This is a genomic window from Proteus columbae, from assembly GCF_009914335.1.
GTDB lineage: Bacteria > Pseudomonadota > Gammaproteobacteria > Enterobacterales > Enterobacteriaceae > Proteus.
The window spans coordinates 3,600,500-3,617,962 of the sequence record NZ_CP043925.1; the positions used below are offsets into that span (position 1 = coordinate 3,600,500).

The window sequence follows — 17,463 nt, forward strand, 5'->3', positions numbered from 1 at the left end:
TATGAGTAAATGAGTATTTACCTATTTAATCAATAATAAACAAAACCGAGTGCTAACGTATTGTCAGCACTCATTTTATTCATTTATTTTTACGCAATTCGTTATATAAAAAATTATATACTGACTGCAAATTGAGATTGGAATGATGAAATTAAAACCTCTATGCTACTGTTTATCTGTTGCTCTACTACCAAGTATTGCGCTTGCTGACACTACTTATGGACATTCAACGCCTGATCTATTAACCGTTTGGAGTAGCCCGATTGCAGCCAATCCAGATGTGTTAACACAAGAGCAGATGCTTGAACAAAATAAAGTCAATGCGGCACAAGCTATTGCTACATTACCCGGTGTTGTGATGCAAAAATCGGGCAACCGCAATGAATACACCATTAAAGTGCGTGGCTTTGATAGCCGCCAAGTGCCTGTATTCTTTGATGGTATTCCAACGTATGTTCCTTATGATGGCAACTTAGACTTAGCCCGCTTTACCACCAATGATCTAGCAAGTATTGAAGTCAACAAAGGCTATACCTCATTACTGCAAGGCCCTAACTTAATGGGCGGCGCTATCAATATCACCACTGCGACACCGAAAAAACCCTTAGAAGGAAGTATTGCTTATTCTCAAGGTTTTGCTCGCGGTGCTGATTATGCACATAACATGAGTGCGCGTTTAGGTGCTCGCAGTGATTTAGGCTTTATTCAAATCAGTGGTAGCCAATTAAAACAACGCTTTACGCCAATTCCGGGGGCTGACGAAAATAATCAAGCAGCCGGTACACATGGACGTCGTGATAATTCAGCCACTGACGATAAGCGCGGCATGATTAAAGTCGGTTGGACGCCACGCGCTTCTGACGAATATACCCTGACTTATGTAAAACAAGACGGTGAAAAAAATAGCCCACCATCAACATTAGGTAAGGGTAAATTTAAATATTGGGCATGGCCAGATTACAACAAAGAGAGCTATTACTATAGCGGTGTAACACAAATCACCGATGGCATTAATCTACAAAGCCGTGCTTATCACGATAAATTTGAAAATACCCTCTATATGTATCCAAAAAAAGGGGATACTCCTGACTATAGCCACTATGACGACTACAGCACAGGCGCGGCATTGCAATTAGGTATTGATACACGTGACAGTGACCTACTCTCTTTTGCCGCACATTGGAAAGATGACGTTCACCGCGCTCAAAAAGAGAAAGGTGGCGATTGGATGCGTTATAAAGACAGAACATGGTCTTTAGCCACAGAATACCAATGGGTTGTCACCAATGATCTCGATTTAGTGGGTGCCATTAGCTATGATTGGCGTGACAGTGTTGATACCGATAAAGGCGCTGATAACAACAAACAAACCGCTTTTAACTGGGAAATGATGGCAAAATATTCTTTAGCCAATGACGATACTGTCCGCTTCTCGATATCTGATCGTAGTCGTTTCCCAACGCAAAAAGAGCGTTATACCACTGAGAAACCAAAAGATGGATCAAAAGGGATTATTAATCCTGATTTAGATCCTGAACGTGCATTATCGTTCGACTTAACCTATGAAGGGCACATTACCGATAAATGGGGTTACCAAACCAGCATTTACTACAACCGAGTCAGTGATGCAATTATGGCACACACAGTTTATCGTGATGGCAAAGCATTTTTCCAAAACCAAAATAGTGGACGCATCGACTACGTGGGTCTTGATTTAGGCACGAAAGGCAACGTCACTGATTGGTTAGAACTTGGTGTAAACTATAGCTATATTCACAGTGCCCCGAAAAAAATCGAACATATTGAAGGCTTACCAAAACATAAAGCTTATATGTGGATGACGTTTATTCCAGTTGAACAAGTTCGCTTTACCATTATGGAAGAAGCACAAGGCTGGACTTATAACCGTATTGATGAAGATGACAAACTCGCAGGCTATGCAAAAACCGATCTTCGTTTAGATTATGACTTTGGTTATGGTGTTTCTGCTAATGCTTCTATTAATAACCTATTTGATAAATCTTATGAATACACTCAAGGTTATATGGAAGATGGTCGTAATTACTGGTTAGGTGTAGAGTATAAATTTTAATTTAAATTATTATTAATAAATTTAAGAGCTGATATTAAAATAAATATCAGCTCTTTTTTATCCCTAAAATAACTTTACTTTCCATAACAACACTCTAAATATAATTAAAATCGTAAAAAACCTTTCGCCATTTCTAATAATGCATTCATTGTACTGCTCACTATTTTTACAAAATTATCATAATTACTATTGGCTGCACTGTATTTTTTTGATAATTCATCCAAGTTAGTATTAACGCCTTTTTCAACGGTATCGAATGTTTTCTTTAATAATTCAAACTCTGTTTGTAATATATCCGACCAACCATTTGGCATATTAAATAAATGTTCCTTTAATTTTTTAATCCCCGATACATCAAATTTAATTTCAAATGAAAAATTCATATTAGTATTACTTTCTTTTACTAATGATACTCCTTTAATTTGACTAAGTAATTTTCTTACTGCCTTAACTGCATTATTAACCTCAGCCTCATCTTTATAATATATTTTTTCCCCATCAATCATTCTATAAAATCGGCCATCATTATCTTTAAAAAATTCCATAGAAAAAAATGATGACTTTAAATTACGCATAAATCCAATTAATTTATTGGTAATATTAACAGGAAATACACTTATAAATCCATCCTTACCGCTGGCATTTGTTGACCTACTTAATTCAGATAATATTTCTCTTAATTCTCTTACAAAATCCATATACTTGGAAAAAATATCTTTCAAAACATCTAAATAATCATTTTTACCCGCGATAATAGATTGTTTTACTTCATCAAATAAATCACTTAATGAATCTGTTGGATAACTGTCATTTGATTGCGCATTTTCTATGGCACGAGAAGCATAACTAATTTCATTTAAACTTTTCTTTTGATTAATATTATTTTTTACATATTGTTCATCAAGGTAAAAACCTTTTTCTTTGCTAGAGAGATATTCAAATTTATTATCATATTTACTATCGTTAATATAAAGATCTTGATACTCTCTCTTTATGTCTTCTAATAAAAAGCTTGAATTATTCAAAAATTCATCTTGATTATGTGTTTGCACATTATAGAACTTATTTTCTACATGTGGTTTATGATTACTTTTAGGTACATCAAAATTAATAGCTGTAGCCATAACATTAACCTTTTATATAAAAATAAAAGAAGTTGTTTCAAGAAAAAATTAAAATTAATATTTTAACAAAACTTAAAACAACACATAAACGTTAGCACTATTGGGCTATTTTCTCTAAAAATATAAACTTTACTTTTAATCTCTATAAAAAGTTAAAATCGTAAAAAACCTTTCGCCATTTCTAATAATGTATTCATTGTACTGCTCACTATTTTAACAAAATTATCATAATTGCTATTTGCTGAGCTGTATTTTTTAGAGAGTTCATCAAGATTAGAATTCATTCTCTTTTCTAATGAATCAAGCGATTTTTTAAATAAATCAAATTCAGTTTGTAAAATATTTTTATATTTTGCTTCTTCTTTTTTATTTTCATTATCTTCTTTTACTTTTCTCATCTCTTCTTCAATATCAAAACCAGGTCTAACTAAACCAAATAAAGATGTATTATCATAAAGTAGTTGTTCTCTTTTTTTCTCTATCTCAGCATCTGATAATACGCCATCCATAGAGATATCCGTATTTATTTTACTCAGGAAATTATCAAGATCATCAAAATCGATGTGGCCAATAAAATTTAATCCAATATCATTTTTTATTTCTGATGCGTGATTTTCCTTTATTACCTTAATGCCTTTTATATCTGTTAATAATTTTTCTATTGCATTTAATGATTGATGAATTTGTTCTTTATCTTTATAACTTATTAAGTTTTTTCCTATTTTTCTAATGTAATTTCCATCATTTTGATATTCAAATAAAATTTTAGTGTAAAAAAATGATTTCTCTCTTAATTTTTCCTGATACTCTTTTTTAACATTCTCCAATATTTTTTTTAATTCAATATAATTAATTGCTATATATCCATCTTTCTTACCCGCTTTAGTATATTGGATAATGGATGTTATTGCCTCTCTTAAGTCTCTTACATAATTCATATAATTGGAAAAAACATCTTTTAAAACATCTAAATAGTCATTTTTACCCACAACTATTGATTGCTTAACCTCATAAAAAAAATCACTCAATGAATCTGTAGAATAACCAGCATCCGCAATTTCATCTTTTATAATTGGCTCTAGTTTTTTTATGGTATTTAAGCATTGATTATGAAAAATAACATTTTTATCATATTGTGCAGAGAGAGAAACATATATTTCCCTCTCTGTTTTTCCCTTTAAATTATTACAACTAATCCAGTGTTCAAGATCAAAATCTTTTTTTTCTCGTCTTATATTTATTAATAACTCATTCATATCATCTAAAACGGTTTTTTCATTTTTAGATGTAGAAACAACATTATTATCTGAAGAATAAATTTTTGAATGACTTGCTATATTAGACATCCCTGAATCAATAGCTTTAGCCATAAATTATCCTCTTACATTCGAACCAATTGCAGAAGCAGCATCTTGCTGCGCATGAATAATTGCTTCAATAGCTTGTAACAATGCTTTTATCACTTCCGTTATTTCGCGTTGCATCTCATTATTATTATTAATAACATGATTATTAATATTTCCTCTTGCTTCCAATACTTTTTGCTTACCATCAAGTACAATTCCTTGAGACTGCAAAGTTTGGTCTGCTACTCGAGCCAAAGGGTCCGCTGTTGAAGTCACTAAGTTACCGGTGATCATCGTTGGGTTAGAATGACCAATAAGATCTTTCCCCATCCCTTTAATTGAAACAAAAGCCCCCATACCATGAACTGCCATTGAAATACCCGCACTCGTAATTGCGGCACCAATCATAATATTGGCTTTTTTATTAAGATTATCTTTTATCTGATCAGCCATATTTAATTCAATATTCATCAGCATCACGCCCATTTCTCTAGATGCTTCGAACTTTTTAATTATAGACTCTAAATATTTAACAATTAAGTTGATTAATTTCATCATATCAGTAGAGATGAAATTAAACATACTCGATTTATCTGTTTTCATATGATCATAAATATCATTGTCGTTATCAACTTCAAGTGATTTTAATATCTTTTTTATATCCGGAGTTTTTACTTCTGGTTCAACTAGAATTGGTTTTGATTTATTTTTTATTCTTTCTAAAGAACTATTTAATTTATTATCAATATCTTTACTTAAACTCTCTAAATTTTCTTTATTTAGTTTACTATCATTAATAACATCCTTGTTATCAAGGATATCATTAAATTTAGACTTATAGTTATTAAATACATTATCATTACTTATTTTCATATTAATACCTTATTAAAGATAAACTTGATTAAATAGATATATTTCTAATCATGTCTGATTTAGTCCGATTACTTATAGAAGATTTTTCACTCATATTTTTTAAAATTCCAGTGATAGTATCGATATTCTCATGATAACTTTCCATTATCTTATCCATTAACTTTTGAATAAGATTTAATATGGTATCTAATTTTTTACTGTCAGCGACAGATTGCATAATTTTTGCAGAAAGAACACTACTATAAATATTAACTGCATTTGTTGCTGTTGCATTAATTAACTTAGAAATAACTACGGTTCTGTTTAACATCACACCTGCCTTCTGGCTGATCTCTTTAGCAAATAGTGCGTTAATTTTCTTTATCGCCTCTTCAAATACTTGAACAATGATTTCTTTAATCATTTTTCCCATCATAAGTTCAAGTGCTTCATTGAAGACTCTTTTCAACATATCTCTGACTTGTTGATTAATTATTTGCTTCGCTACATTTGTTATGCCATTCATAGCTGGACCAACAACAAAACTTAATGCAATTGCGGAAATAAATAAAACTGCGGTAATTAACCCCTTAAGCCCCATTTTTAATTTATCTTGTATTGAGTTTTTTATATCCTCAATAATTTTTTTATCTATACCTAATTTCTTTAATTCATCGATAGCGTTATAAATCACATCAGCTAGAAAATCGACCACCTTATCTAAAGCCTCCATCAAAGCTTCAGTCAGAGGTTGCATTAATTCATCCATAAACGATGTGCCATGTATCGCTTGGTACACTTCATCTGCAACAGTTAGTGCAGCATCCGCGACCATTAATACAACTGCAACCGCCATTAAGGCCATGGAAGCGCCTGCAGTAAAAATAGAAGCAATACCCGCAACGATGGCGACTAATCCAGCTAACAGTTTTAAACCAATACCTGCCCAAAACTGAATTTCTTCTTGCTTTTTTATTTGGTTTTTTTGATCGTCAATTTTTTCTTTAAGTGATTTTTCCGTCACTTTTTGCATTTCCTCAAAGAGTTTTTGCTCATTTTCAGAACGCTGTAACATCACTTTTAATGTTAATTCTCGTGTTTTTGCTAATAAAAAAGTTAATAACGCCATTCCAGATAAAGAATTTGACATTATTTCAAGTTCTAATGCACTTTGAGTTGTCGTAAGCGCTCGATATACTTCTTTTATTTGCTCTAATTTTTCTTTTATTGACGCATTTTCTTTTTTATTAATTAATGCTCTTAGTTCATCTTGATGTGAAGTGATTGTATTAATTCTATCCTCACTAATAGAAACATTGGGCATAACTTTAAAAATATTATCAAAGAATTGAGATAGACTATTATATAATTTATCTAAATCATCTAAGGATAAATTAGAGAGATCATCAGGTAATTTCAAAAATGGAAATATCTTTTCAAGTGATTTTTCCATATCGCTTTTAGATTTAATTTTTCCTGATAATAATTCTTTAATTAACGATCTGGGAATATTGTTGTTTTTTAAAAAGTTTCTAATTTCAGATTCCGTTTTAAAATCATTCGATTTTATTTGATTATAGACCTCCATCCAATAATCAATATAAGCATCTTTATTATTTTTAAATTCATTGATCGCTGATTTAAATTTCTCTCTTAAACCATCAACACCTTTCGATAAGGCATTTAGCTTGTCTATATAATAATCAAGTTTATCCGGATCTTTAATTTGATCTAAAATATTTTGGTGAATGACATTTTGATAGGATAATTGCAAGTATACAAAATCATACTCTTTACTTGATTTATTATTTGTGGAGCAGATAATAACAGAAGGGGTTGGTGATGATTGTTGTTCTTGAGATATATTTCTATTATTAGCCTTTGTATTTTGTTGAGAGAAAATATTTATTTTATACTGCACATCATCCTGAATATTAATCCTTTGATTATTTTTTTTCTGCTCAATAGGCGCTCTAAGAGCAGGTGCAAAATTTTTATTTTCTTTATCTTTAATTTGTGAAGAAACAATACTTTCATTTACAGCATTGATTCTTTGCGCTTGTTGCGTTGTCTTTTTAACAACATTTTCCACTTCCTTAGAAGGTAAAGGTGTGGAAAATACCATGTTATCATTAACTTTCTTAATATCATTCATACTGTTCTTCCTTATCTTCTTTATCTGTATTAAGAACAACAAGGGGAATATCTTTTAATGATTCTAAATAAATATTGGCTCTTTCTTTTATAGCTTGATCATTAATATTTTCTGAAACTTGATGAAAACAATATTTTGCTTTTTCTTTTTCACCAAGCGATAAATTACATTGTCCTGCATAAAAGACAGGTCGATAATCATTTTTCGCATTGAGATAAGCTAAAGCATAAAGATCAATTGCTGCTTGATACTGTTTTTTTAATTGTTTAACAGCAGCAAGCCCCATAATGTAATCAACATTATAAAAATCGTAGAGACACAAAAATTTGAAAATCGCTTCAGCTTCACTCAGTTTTCCCTTCTGGTAAAAGTCATAAGCAAATGAATAGATTCCTTCCATAAATCCTTCTGGGATAGCGCCTTCATCCTTGAGTGATGCCCCATTCTGAACAATAGAAACAATATAGTTTGCTAATTGATCAATTTCTTTTTCTGACATTTTTTCATATACTGACATGATGTTAATCCTTTCATCTATGATGAATAATTAATAATGAAATTCTAATTTAACTATTAATTACTTGCTTTAATAAAACGCACGCCTATAATTATAAAAATAAATACATTATTTTTATAATTAAAATATATATACGCTAGGTAGATTTATTACTAATTTATATAATCCATTTCTTCTCTTAATAATCCTTCAATTTCTATTTTCTTAAGCCAAATAAGAATACCCATAACATCTAATAAATCTTGATCTATCATTACATCAAATAAATGATATTTATGATAAATTTTTCTCGCCAGCTCAGGATAACGAACAACAGGTGTTCCCACTTTTTTAGCATAAGCTTTTACTGCCAATGCTTTATCATTAATACAGCTCAATGAAACTAAAGGCATAATGCCATTATCAGGATCGAAATAGATACCAACAGCCACATGGGTTGGATTGACAATAACGGCAGATGAATCTTGGATCACTTTTTTCATGGGTTCATCAAGCAATTCCTTATGGAACTGCCGACGAGTTGATTTTATTTCAGGATCACCTTCCATATTCTTATTTTCTTGTTTAACTTCATGTTTTTCCATCATCATATCTTTCATAAAGATAAAAAAATCAGCAATAATATTTAAAATAAGAATAGGTATTGAAAGAATAAAAAACACAAATACAAAATTAACGACGAGTGAACACCATTTATCAACAATAATATTTAAATTCGAGCGGTATAATATAAATATTTCCGTACCATGTAAAATAATAAAAACATAACAAGTAATTAAAAATATAACTATAAATAATAATGTTTTTAACAGATCTTTTATTGTTCTTATGCTAAATATTTTTTTAAATCCAGAGATTGGATTAATATGATTAATGTCAATTTTAATGGCTTCTGTCGCAAGCTTAAATCGTGAGCTAAATAAAGAAGGGATCGCACCAGATAAAAAAGCAACAACAAGTATAGGTAAAACAATATCAAAGAATAGTTTTGATATTACATCGACATAACTTTTTAACGTGATATTCGTTGGATGGAGTAAAAGAGATTGATAAAAACGACTAAATTCACTTAAATCAACTTGATGAAATAAATACATAACACCAATAAGATAAACAAGTCCTGATGTTAATTCTTTACTCTTAAAACTTTGCCCTTTTTTTGCAGAATCATCGAGTTTTTTCTGGGTAGGTTTTTCTGTTTTTTCAGCCATGATAAATACTCATAAAAATCGTATAAAAGTATCTATTATTAAAAAATTCATAAAGCTCTGTAGTCATTGCCGAAGTAAAGAAAAGAAGTAATGATATAAAGGCAATAATTCCTTTTATACATAATGATAATGAAAATGCATTTAGTTGAGGACAAAATAAAGAATAAACCCCCAATGCCACTTCGCTCAAAAACATAATAATCAGTACAGGTGAAACCAAAACAAGCGCAGTACGAACCATATTATTTAGCCAGTGCCCAATGAAAGAATAACCAATTTCTTTGTTAAAATAGCCAATGGGAAATACATCATAGCTATCTTTTATGGTACTCATCAATAAGGTTAGGCCACCTGTTGATAAAAAATAGGCAGCGCAAAATAAACCCGTTAATGAAGCAAACTCAGAAGACTCAATTCCCGTAGTTGGATTGATAGTATCCCCAATACTAGCGCCCCGTTGGTTATCCACAAACTCGCCAAATGCAGACGCAATCCAAAATGGAGTGGCAAAAAGAAGCCCAATTAAAACGCCAAGAAGTAATTCACTTAATAATATAATTTCCCATATATTTCTTACTTCATCTGTAATAATAATTCTGGGTCTAATCCCCATAGCAATATAAAAAATAATGATATATTTTAATAATTGGCTATTAAGAACACGACTGTTTAAAAAAGGAATAAAAAGAAAGATAGGAAATAATCTTGCAATAAGTAGAAAAAGATCAACTAAATAAGTCTGTATATACCCTAGCAGTATTAACATATTATTTATCCTGCAAATCCTAACGTCATCATCTCTTTTGCATACACTAATATTTTATCGCCCATCCACCCCATAGTCACTAATAAGCAAACAAAAACACCAACAAGTTTTACACCAAAAGGCAATGTCTGTTCTTGTATTTGTGTAATGGTCTGTAATAAACCAATCGCCAATCCAATGAATGTCGCAATGGCAATAGGTCCCGCTGAAAGTAATATCACTAAATAAACGGCTTTATTTGCCGCATAAACCATATCCATTACCTTACCGCCATGAGTTCAAGATATTGATTAATTAATCCTTTAGCTAAGAGAGTCCAACCATCCATAGCGATAAATAAAATTAATTTTAACGGCACTGATAATGTGACTGGGCTCATCATCATCATCCCCAACGCTAATAAAATACAAGAAACAACTAAATCAATAACAATAAAAGGTAGATAAAGATAAAAACCAATAATAAAAGCAGACTTTATTTCACTTAATGCATATGCGGGAAGCAGTGATAACAACGATTTTTCTATATTTTCTTTCTCGCCATAGCTATCAGGTCGATTTCCTTGTGCTTGTTCAAAAAAATCTAATAACTCAGGATCAGAATATTTGTACAAATATTGTTTATATTCCCCTAATGCATCGTCAGAAAATCGCTCAAAAGAATCAGGAGATGTTATATCAACCGGGTTTTCAATAAGATATTGATAGGTATTTTTTGCTATTGGTGTCATAACAAACAAAGCCATCATTAATGCAATCGCATTGAGTACCATATTAGAAGGCACTTGCTGAACACCTAAAGCATTACGAGTCATAACAAGTACGATAGAGAATTTTAAGTAGCAGGTTCCAGCAGCAATAATAAAGGGCGCTAATGTTGCTAGTGCTAACGTTAAAATGAGCGTTGTTGAGCTTTCCATATATTTAATCTTGCTGTAAAGGGGAACGTTGAATTTCTACAGCTAATCGCTCACCCACTTTAATTAATTCCCCTTGAGCAATAGCAACACCATTAACAACTAATGTAATTTGTCGCGAGGCATTATCAGGTAATATAATTTGTTGTCCTGGGGCTAGTTTTTCAATTTCTTCAATAGATAATACTTTACTTGCGAGTAAAAAAGACAAGGTGATAGGAATAGTACCAATTGATTTTAAATCCCCATTTTCTTGTGTCGCTGTGTTTGTATCAATATCGTCTATTGATGCTTCTTTCTCTACCTCATTAGTCGGTAACTTTTCATCTAAAACCACCGTGTTTTCTCCTTCTTGCCATTGATAACGCATCCATTTTTTTTCACCAATAATAAGTGAAGAATCAATGTTATCAATCAACACAATATCGCCCAAAGAAAGGGTTTTTAATAACGAAACAGATATTTTGCTATTACCGAGCTGGAATTGAGCAATAGCATTTATTTTATTTTTTGAGGACAACATCCATTCATAATGCCCCTCAAAAGAGCAAATAAATACATCTCCTATTGAGGTATTAACAACGGGATAACTAACTTTTTTTTGCTCTCCTAAACAGATATTGTCTACAGTTACTGACATCTCTTCTTTCGAAAAAGGAAACAATAATTGTGAACATTTCTGTGAGAATAGAACACGAAGATAAGCTTCTGGAATCGTTTCCCAATCTATTTTTTTTTCAGCATATAGGTTATCCATGACTTGGTTAACGGCAACAAGCCCTGTAAATAAACCTAATGTATTCTGACCTTTTATTTTAAAATAATAAGCAGATGCGATAGGTAATTGCGCTTCGTATAAAGAAGATAGAATTCTCATTGAATCGCTATTTTGATCCTGATTAATACTTTCTTTAACATCTGATAAGATCATTTTTCATCTTCTTTGTCATCGGAAGGATCAATTGTATTAATCTGCCAATGAGAATTATCATTTTCTAATGAAAGCGCTAATCGCCCTTGATATTGATTAAAATTGTCTAAAGAGGATTGATAAACGCGTCCAGTAGAAGCAATCAATTCGATCTTTTTATTAATATCAAAATTAACTTTCATCTGATGAAGCTCACTTCCCCATTTTTTAAAAACATAAGTAATACTAGGAGGTTGAGTCATCTTTGATACTTCTTTATAAAGAAGACTTAAAGCGGGTATATCAAGCAGTTTTTTATCTATTAATGGCTCTTGTATTTTCTGTTGATACTCTGGTTTTATATTATTGAACATAGATATATCATTAACTTCTTCTTGTACTTTTTTTTCATCCAATTTATCTATATTCAAATTTCGTTTTTCAGTATTAAATGAAAGACTATTTTTATTGGCTGAATGATCTGATTTTTCTATTAGGCTATTTTGAACACCCAATGTATTCTCTTTTATTTTAAATGCAGTATTATCTTTAGAAAAAGAGCGTTTTTCCCCATGGAAATACTGTTTATTCTCTGTCTTGTTCTCTATGTCGTTTTCTACTTGTTTTTCATTGTTCTTGATAAGTTTATGAGTTTTAATTTTATTATCTATTTCTTCTACATTATGATTAATAACTTTATTTTTCTCTACACTCTTTACTTTCTGATTGACGACTTTCCTTTCATCAAGCAAACCTGTCCCATTAATATCTAATTTATTTTCGTTTTTGCCATCAGAAGCACCAATACCTATGTCTTTGCTTGATTTAAGATCATTCGTAACTTTTAAATTACTCTCTACCGTTATCTTATGAGAAACAGGTATTTTTTTACTTTCATGATTAGATAGTGATTTTTTTTCTATTTTCACGTGCTTTGCATGAACGCAAATTTGTGAATATATTTTCCTTTGTGTTAATAATAATCCTTCTAAATTTAAAAAATCGGTTTCATCCTTTTTATCCTTTTTATCCTTTTCATCTTTAGCTTTTGTTTTATTGGAATTTATTTTTAGATGACTTTTTAGGTTAATATCATCCTTATGATTTAGATGATAAAAATCATCTAGTTTTTGTTTTATCTTACTGATATTTTCAGAAGAAACACTCTCATTATCAGACATTGATAATTCCAAATCAGCAGAAGAAAGTGATGATTTTTTAGAAAAAACAGACTTATTCTCACTATTTTTTTCATTAGATAAATTTGTATTCAAGATAACATTATCTGTCTTTATTAATATCATACAATACCATCTCCTGTATTTCGTTCTGTTCTAATCTTTCAATATATAACTCTTTCTCTAATGCTTTTCTTTCAAGATAAAGCTTCATTTTCTTTTGTTTTTTGATCACCACTTCCCTTTCTTTTTGTAACTTTAGGCTTCCTTTTTTTAATTTTTCTAATTGATACTCTATTTCCTTAATTTGAGTAATAGAAATATTCAATGACGCTAAGACAATAGCTTGTTTACGTTTTTGTTGATTTAACGAAAGAGTTGAATAATACCCCGCCCTTTCATACATAGGTATTTCATTTTCTAGCGCAGAAGCTAATAGCATTTGTTCTTTTTTCTTATCTTCTGCTTCTTTTATTAACTGTTGATTTTTTTGTTGCTCTCTTTCTATTCTTTGCTGGCGCTTAGCAATAGCATTCATCAACACCTGTTGATTAAGAGGTAAGCGCATAAAGTTGATTTAAAGTTTGTTGAAAATCGGCTTTTTCTTTAAAAGATTGAACAAGAAAAGCCTCTATTGCTGATTGTTTATTTACAGCAAGATCGTTTAATTCATTTTCACCTGCACGATATTCACCCACCTCTTGTAATAATTTAATATCCTGTAAACGCATCAATATTTGTCTTATTTTCAATGCTGCTTTTTGTTGCTCAACATGGGTTACTTGCTGAAAAATACGGCTTACACTGCCTAAAATATCAATCGCTGGATAATGACCCGAAGCGGCAATTTTTCGTGAAAGATAAATATGTCCATCTAAAATAGAACGAATTTCTTCTCCTATGGCATCAGGCTCATCATCACTTTCAAGCAAGACTGTGTAAAATGCCGTGATTGAACCTTTTTGGGTCACTCCAGGTCTTTCTAGGATCGCGGGCAATTTATCAAAAACAGAAGCGGGATAACCTTTGCGAACAGGAAGTTCGCCTGCCGTAAGAGCAACATCCCTTAAAGCTCGACAATAACGTGTCATTGAGTCAATAAATAATACAACATTCTTGCCTTGCTCTCGGAAATATTCAGCAACGGTCGTGGCAACTAATGCTGCGTTACAACGCTCTATTGCGGGCTGATCTGAGGTTGAGCAAATTAATACTGTTTTTTCGCATCGTTTATCTGCTTTTAATTCCTCGACAAACTCTGTGATTTCACGTCCTCTTTCACCAATTAACCCGATAACAAAAACATCGGCTTGAGAAAAACGGATAAACATATTCATAAGCATTGTTTTACCCGTTCCTGCACTGGCAAAAATTCCCATTCGTTGCCCTAACCCACAACTTAATAATCCATCCACGGCACGAACGCCTGATTCAAAAATTGTGGTGATAGGACGTCTTTCACTAAATAAGGGAGGATGACCATCAATAGGTAAATATGAATAGAAGTTTTCTTCTTCTATTTTTTTATTACTAAAACGTAATAAATAGTTACCTTTAATATCAATCATACTCCCTAAAACATTGGGGCTTAAAGCGACTGAAAAAGCATTCCCCGTCGGTACTACGATTATTTGCAAAGAATAACCTTGCGAACTTCCCATCATACTCAAAATCGTAATACCATTACGGAAACCAATCACGATAGCTTCACCAATAATTTGACCATTAATAATTGAATCTTTTAATAGACAAATTTCTCCAATAAATACATCACGCAGCGTAACTTCAAGAATATTACCTTGTATTCGCATAGGATGAGCCGCGTGATGAAATATTGAAAATGCGTTATTCATTTTTTACCCAATAAACTGTTGATGAACGCTATTCATCATTTGAAAATATTCATCAATCGCTTTTGCCATTGACTCACCATTTTGTAGAGCAATAGGCATAAATGAGGCTCGTAGTTCTAATTCAGATTCTACTTTCACTAAAGCAGGTTGCCCCGGATAAAAACTCTCCATTTGATTATTAATATTGGTTAATAATAATGATGTACTGCATTGTGATAATAAGTTTTCATCATATTCACCAAGCACAGACCAGATCATAGGAACCTCATCAACAACCAATAAATTAATATCAGGCATATCACCTAAACTAATTGTTATTGTTGAATGATTATCAACAGATTTTCCCTCAGGAAATAAATCATTGCGCCCAATTACATTCATAGCATCCATAATTAAACTTGCTAGATCAACAGACATAATTTCTCCTAAATAGATTGTAAAACGTTAATTTCAATGTCAGATGTAACTTCATCATAAGACAATACAGATAACTGTGGATATTGTGTTTCTATTAGTTTTTTAACAAATCGTCTTATATCTATTGCTGTTAAAAAAACATAATCTTGAATATATTTAATCTCATCAATAGCGGTAGATATTTTTTCTATTATCATATCAAGCTCTGCAGGTTCTAAATTTAAAAATGTCCCTGAAGAACTCTGCCTTATTCCACCACGAATAATCTCTTCTACATTATGAGATAAAATAATCACATCAAATTTTCCATCTTTTGAAAAAAAGTGGCTAATATAACGTGAAAGTAGTGAGCGGATATGTTCCGTTAAAAGCACAGGATCTTTTTCTTTACTTCCCCATTGTACTAATCCTCCAATAATTGTTTTTATATTTCTAATAGGGATCTTTTCTTGTACTAAACGTTGTAAAACATCATTAATTCGTTGAATAGAGACTTGTCTATAACACTCTTTTAATAGCTCTGGAGAATTTTCCTCTATTTTATCAAGGATATTTTTTGTCTCTTGTATTCCGAGGAATTCAACAATATTTAATGTAATCAAATTGGAGAATTTTCTATAGAAATAACTTTCTGGTAATTCTACTTTATAATCTAACGATGTTAATTTATCCGACTCATTTTTATTAACCCAATAATGGCTAATATCATCATCCTTAATTTCTAACATTTTAAAATCTAAAGAAAAAAGTTCATCATTAGGATTTTCAATATAAACAAAGGGAAAAGGACAATCAAATTCATCAGCCTTAACTTCGTTTATTAAAATAATGATTTTATTTTCATCAATTTTATCAGAGTAATGAATAACAATATCAGGAAGCAATACGCCATATTGTAAAATAAATTCTTTTTTCAACCATTTTTCGAAAACTAGTTTTGAAAGATACGCTTTCTTCTTTGAGGATACGGTAATAATTAAAGGTAATGTTTCTGCTTGAGATAAAGTAATGTTCTCAGTTAACAAACTATTTTCATCATCTAATTCATTTTTATTTGAAAATAGGTTTGAAATAATACCTTTTTTACTTTCAGGATCGGAAGCATTATCTTCATTTTTTTCATTCTCATTTTCTGTAGCGGCTTCTTTTTTCTTACCTTTCCATTGTTTTTTAAAGAAATAGCCTCCTAATATTACCGATAAAATAAGGAAAACAGGCGTTGGAAAGCCAGGTAAAAAGCCAATAACAAAAGCAAGGATGGCAGTCACTAATAATGCAAAATCTTGAGCAAGCAATTCATTCATAATGCTGAAACCAAGATTACTATTTTCACCACCAACACGCGTGACAATAAAACCCGCACTGATAGAAATCAGCAATGCAGGAATTTGAGCAACAAGCCCATCACCAATGGTCAAAAGTGTATAAGTATGTAACGCTTGTGAAATTGAGAGATCCATTTGCGCCATACCGACAGAAATTCCGCCAATTAAGTTAACAAAAATAATGACAATGCCAGCAATGGCATCACCTTTAATAAATTTCATTGCACCATCAAAAGAACCATATAATTGGCTTTCTTGGCCTAATTCTTTTCTTCTTATTTTTACTTCGTCATTAGTAATAATGCCGGATTTTAAATCAGCATCAATACTCATTTGTTTCCCTGGCATACCATCCAAAGAAAAGCGTGCCGCAACTTCTGCAACACGCTCAGAACCTTTAGTAATCACTAAAAATTGCACGATAGTGACAATAGAGAAAACAACAAAACCAACGACTAAATTTTCACCGATAACAAACTCACCAAATGACGTAATAATTTCACCCGCATCTGCATCTAACAATATTAATCGACTTGTACTAATAGAAAGAGCAAGCCGAAAAAGTGTCGTAATCAGTAATAATGCAGGAAAAGTCATAAAGTTTAATATTCTGGTAATATAAAATGAACTCATAAAGATAAGAAGAGAGATCGTAATATTCAACCCAATAAGGAAATCAACAATATACGTTGGCAAGGGTATAATTAACATCATAATAACCAAAATCATAACCGATAATACGATTAGCTCTGGTTTATTTTTTATTGCCAATAGGAATCTATAAATCATAGAAATTATCCA

The 17,463-nt window shown here is 31.3% G+C and carries 16 protein-coding genes; 1 reads left to right on the plus strand and 15 read right to left on the minus strand.

Annotated elements, in window-relative coordinates; genetic code table 11:
- The first annotated feature begins 145 nt into the window (after nt 1-145).
- Nucleotides 146-2,092, plus strand: a complete 1,947-nt coding sequence (locus tag F1325_RS16785; RefSeq protein WP_160230888.1) for a TonB-dependent receptor plug domain-containing protein — start codon at nt 146-148, stop codon at nt 2,090-2,092.
- A 104-nt stretch (nt 2,093-2,196) separates the two neighbouring features.
- Here F1325_RS16785 and F1325_RS16790 read toward each other — a convergent pair whose 3' ends face one another.
- The 15 genes from F1325_RS16790 to F1325_RS16860 all read right to left on the minus strand — a co-directional run bounded on the left by F1325_RS16790 (nt 2,197) and on the right by F1325_RS16860 (nt 17,451).
- Nucleotides 2,197-3,216, minus strand: a complete 1,020-nt coding sequence (locus tag F1325_RS16790; protein ID WP_160230740.1) for an IpaD/SipD/SspD family type III secretion system needle tip protein — start codon at nt 3,214-3,216, stop codon at nt 2,197-2,199.
- 152 nt (nt 3,217-3,368) lie between these two features.
- Nucleotides 3,369-4,586: an IpaD/SipD/SspD family type III secretion system needle tip protein gene (locus F1325_RS19450; protein ID WP_244185056.1), complete on the minus strand. Its 1,218-nt coding sequence runs from the start codon at nt 4,584-4,586 to the stop codon at nt 3,369-3,371.
- Between the two features lie 3 nt (nt 4,587-4,589).
- Complete coding sequence (locus F1325_RS16800; protein WP_244185055.1) at nt 4,590-5,435, minus strand: type III secretion protein; 846 nt, start codon at nt 5,433-5,435, stop codon at nt 4,590-4,592.
- A 28-nt stretch (nt 5,436-5,463) separates the two neighbouring features.
- Nucleotides 5,464-7,569: a type III secretion system translocon subunit SctE gene (sctE, locus tag F1325_RS16805; protein ID WP_109373256.1), complete on the minus strand. Its 2,106-nt coding sequence runs from the start codon at nt 7,567-7,569 to the stop codon at nt 5,464-5,466.
- Nucleotides 7,562-8,086 carry a type III secretion system translocator chaperone SicA gene (sicA, locus tag F1325_RS16810; protein ID WP_109373255.1) on the minus strand — a complete coding sequence of 175 codons (525 nt, stop codon included), beginning with the start codon at nt 8,084-8,086 and terminating at the stop codon, nt 7,562-7,564. The genes sctE and sicA overlap by 8 nt, the downstream gene beginning before the upstream one ends.
- A gap of 152 nt (nt 8,087-8,238) precedes the next feature.
- Nucleotides 8,239-9,297, minus strand: coding sequence for an EscU/YscU/HrcU family type III secretion system export apparatus switch protein (locus F1325_RS16815; RefSeq protein ID WP_160230741.1), 1,059 nt, complete (start codon nt 9,295-9,297; stop codon nt 8,239-8,241).
- Complete coding sequence (gene sctT / locus F1325_RS16820) at nt 9,290-10,063, minus strand: type III secretion system export apparatus subunit SctT (protein WP_109373253.1); 774 nt, start codon at nt 10,061-10,063, stop codon at nt 9,290-9,292. Before sctT ends, F1325_RS16815 begins: the two co-directional genes overlap by 8 nt.
- A gap of 5 nt (nt 10,064-10,068) precedes the next feature.
- Nucleotides 10,069-10,323: a type III secretion system export apparatus subunit SctS gene (gene sctS, locus F1325_RS16825; RefSeq protein ID WP_072069116.1), complete on the minus strand. Its 255-nt coding sequence runs from the start codon at nt 10,321-10,323 to the stop codon at nt 10,069-10,071.
- The gene (locus tag F1325_RS16830; protein WP_109373252.1) at nt 10,323-10,982 is read right to left on the minus strand and encodes an EscR/YscR/HrcR family type III secretion system export apparatus protein; all 660 of its coding nucleotides are present in this window, start codon (nt 10,980-10,982) and stop codon (nt 10,323-10,325) included. The genes sctS and F1325_RS16830 overlap by 1 nt, the downstream gene beginning before the upstream one ends.
- Before the next feature lie 4 nt (nt 10,983-10,986).
- Entirely contained in the window at nt 10,987-11,910 is a 924-nt protein-coding gene (locus F1325_RS16835; protein WP_160230742.1) for a FliM/FliN family flagellar motor switch protein, read from the minus strand.
- Nucleotides 11,907-13,193, minus strand: coding sequence for a hypothetical protein (locus tag F1325_RS16840; RefSeq protein ID WP_160230743.1), 1,287 nt, complete (start codon nt 13,191-13,193; stop codon nt 11,907-11,909). The genes F1325_RS16835 and F1325_RS16840 overlap by 4 nt, the downstream gene beginning before the upstream one ends.
- On the minus strand, nt 13,171-13,605 hold the full coding sequence (locus tag F1325_RS16845; RefSeq protein ID WP_244185054.1) for a type III secretion protein: 435 nt from the start codon (nt 13,603-13,605) through the stop codon (nt 13,171-13,173). The genes F1325_RS16840 and F1325_RS16845 overlap by 23 nt, the downstream gene beginning before the upstream one ends.
- Nucleotides 13,606-13,618: 13 nt before the next feature.
- Nucleotides 13,619-14,920, minus strand: coding sequence for a type III secretion system ATPase SctN (gene sctN, locus F1325_RS16850; protein ID WP_109373248.1), 1,302 nt, complete (start codon nt 14,918-14,920; stop codon nt 13,619-13,621).
- Between the two features lie 3 nt (nt 14,921-14,923).
- Nucleotides 14,924-15,337 carry a type III secretion protein gene (locus F1325_RS16855; protein WP_109373247.1) on the minus strand — a complete coding sequence of 138 codons (414 nt, stop codon included), beginning with the start codon at nt 15,335-15,337 and terminating at the stop codon, nt 14,924-14,926.
- Between the two features lie 8 nt (nt 15,338-15,345).
- Nucleotides 15,346-17,451, minus strand: a complete 2,106-nt coding sequence (locus F1325_RS16860; protein WP_160230744.1) for an EscV/YscV/HrcV family type III secretion system export apparatus protein — start codon at nt 17,449-17,451, stop codon at nt 15,346-15,348.
- Nucleotides 17,452-17,463 lie beyond the last annotated feature (12 nt).

Excerpts from the sequence above, each read along its gene's own strand:
- F1325_RS16785 (WP_160230888.1), top strand. The coding sequence starts at position 146 with ATGAAATTAAAACCTCTATGCTACTGTTTATCTGTTGCTCTACTACCA.
- F1325_RS16790 (WP_160230740.1), bottom strand. The coding sequence starts at position 3,216 with ATGGCTACAGCTATTAATTTTGATGTACCTAAAAGTAATCATAAACCA.
- F1325_RS19450 (WP_244185056.1), bottom strand. The coding sequence starts at position 4,586 with ATGGCTAAAGCTATTGATTCAGGGATGTCTAATATAGCAAGTCATTCA.
- F1325_RS16800 (WP_244185055.1), bottom strand. The coding sequence starts at position 5,435 with ATGAAAATAAGTAATGATAATGTATTTAATAACTATAAGTCTAAATTT.
- sctE (WP_109373256.1), bottom strand. The coding sequence starts at position 7,569 with ATGAATGATATTAAGAAAGTTAATGATAACATGGTATTTTCCACACCT.
- sicA (WP_109373255.1), bottom strand. The coding sequence starts at position 8,086 with ATGTCAGTATATGAAAAAATGTCAGAAAAAGAAATTGATCAATTAGCA.
- F1325_RS16815 (WP_160230741.1), bottom strand. The coding sequence starts at position 9,297 with ATGGCTGAAAAAACAGAAAAACCTACCCAGAAAAAACTCGATGATTCT.
- sctT (WP_109373253.1), bottom strand. The coding sequence starts at position 10,063 with ATGTTAATACTGCTAGGGTATATACAGACTTATTTAGTTGATCTTTTT.
- sctS (WP_072069116.1), bottom strand. The coding sequence starts at position 10,323 with ATGGATATGGTTTATGCGGCAAATAAAGCCGTTTATTTAGTGATATTA.
- F1325_RS16830 (WP_109373252.1), bottom strand. The coding sequence starts at position 10,982 with ATGGAAAGCTCAACAACGCTCATTTTAACGTTAGCACTAGCAACATTA.
- F1325_RS16835 (WP_160230742.1), bottom strand. The coding sequence starts at position 11,910 with ATGATCTTATCAGATGTTAAAGAAAGTATTAATCAGGATCAAAATAGC.
- F1325_RS16840 (WP_160230743.1), bottom strand. The coding sequence starts at position 13,193 with ATGATATTAATAAAGACAGATAATGTTATCTTGAATACAAATTTATCT.
- F1325_RS16845 (WP_244185054.1), bottom strand. The coding sequence starts at position 13,605 with ATGAATGCTATTGCTAAGCGCCAGCAAAGAATAGAAAGAGAGCAACAA.
- sctN (WP_109373248.1), bottom strand. The coding sequence starts at position 14,920 with ATGAATAACGCATTTTCAATATTTCATCACGCGGCTCATCCTATGCGA.
- F1325_RS16855 (WP_109373247.1), bottom strand. The coding sequence starts at position 15,337 with ATGTCTGTTGATCTAGCAAGTTTAATTATGGATGCTATGAATGTAATT.
- F1325_RS16860 (WP_160230744.1), bottom strand. The coding sequence starts at position 17,451 with ATGATTTATAGATTCCTATTGGCAATAAAAAATAAACCAGAGCTAATC.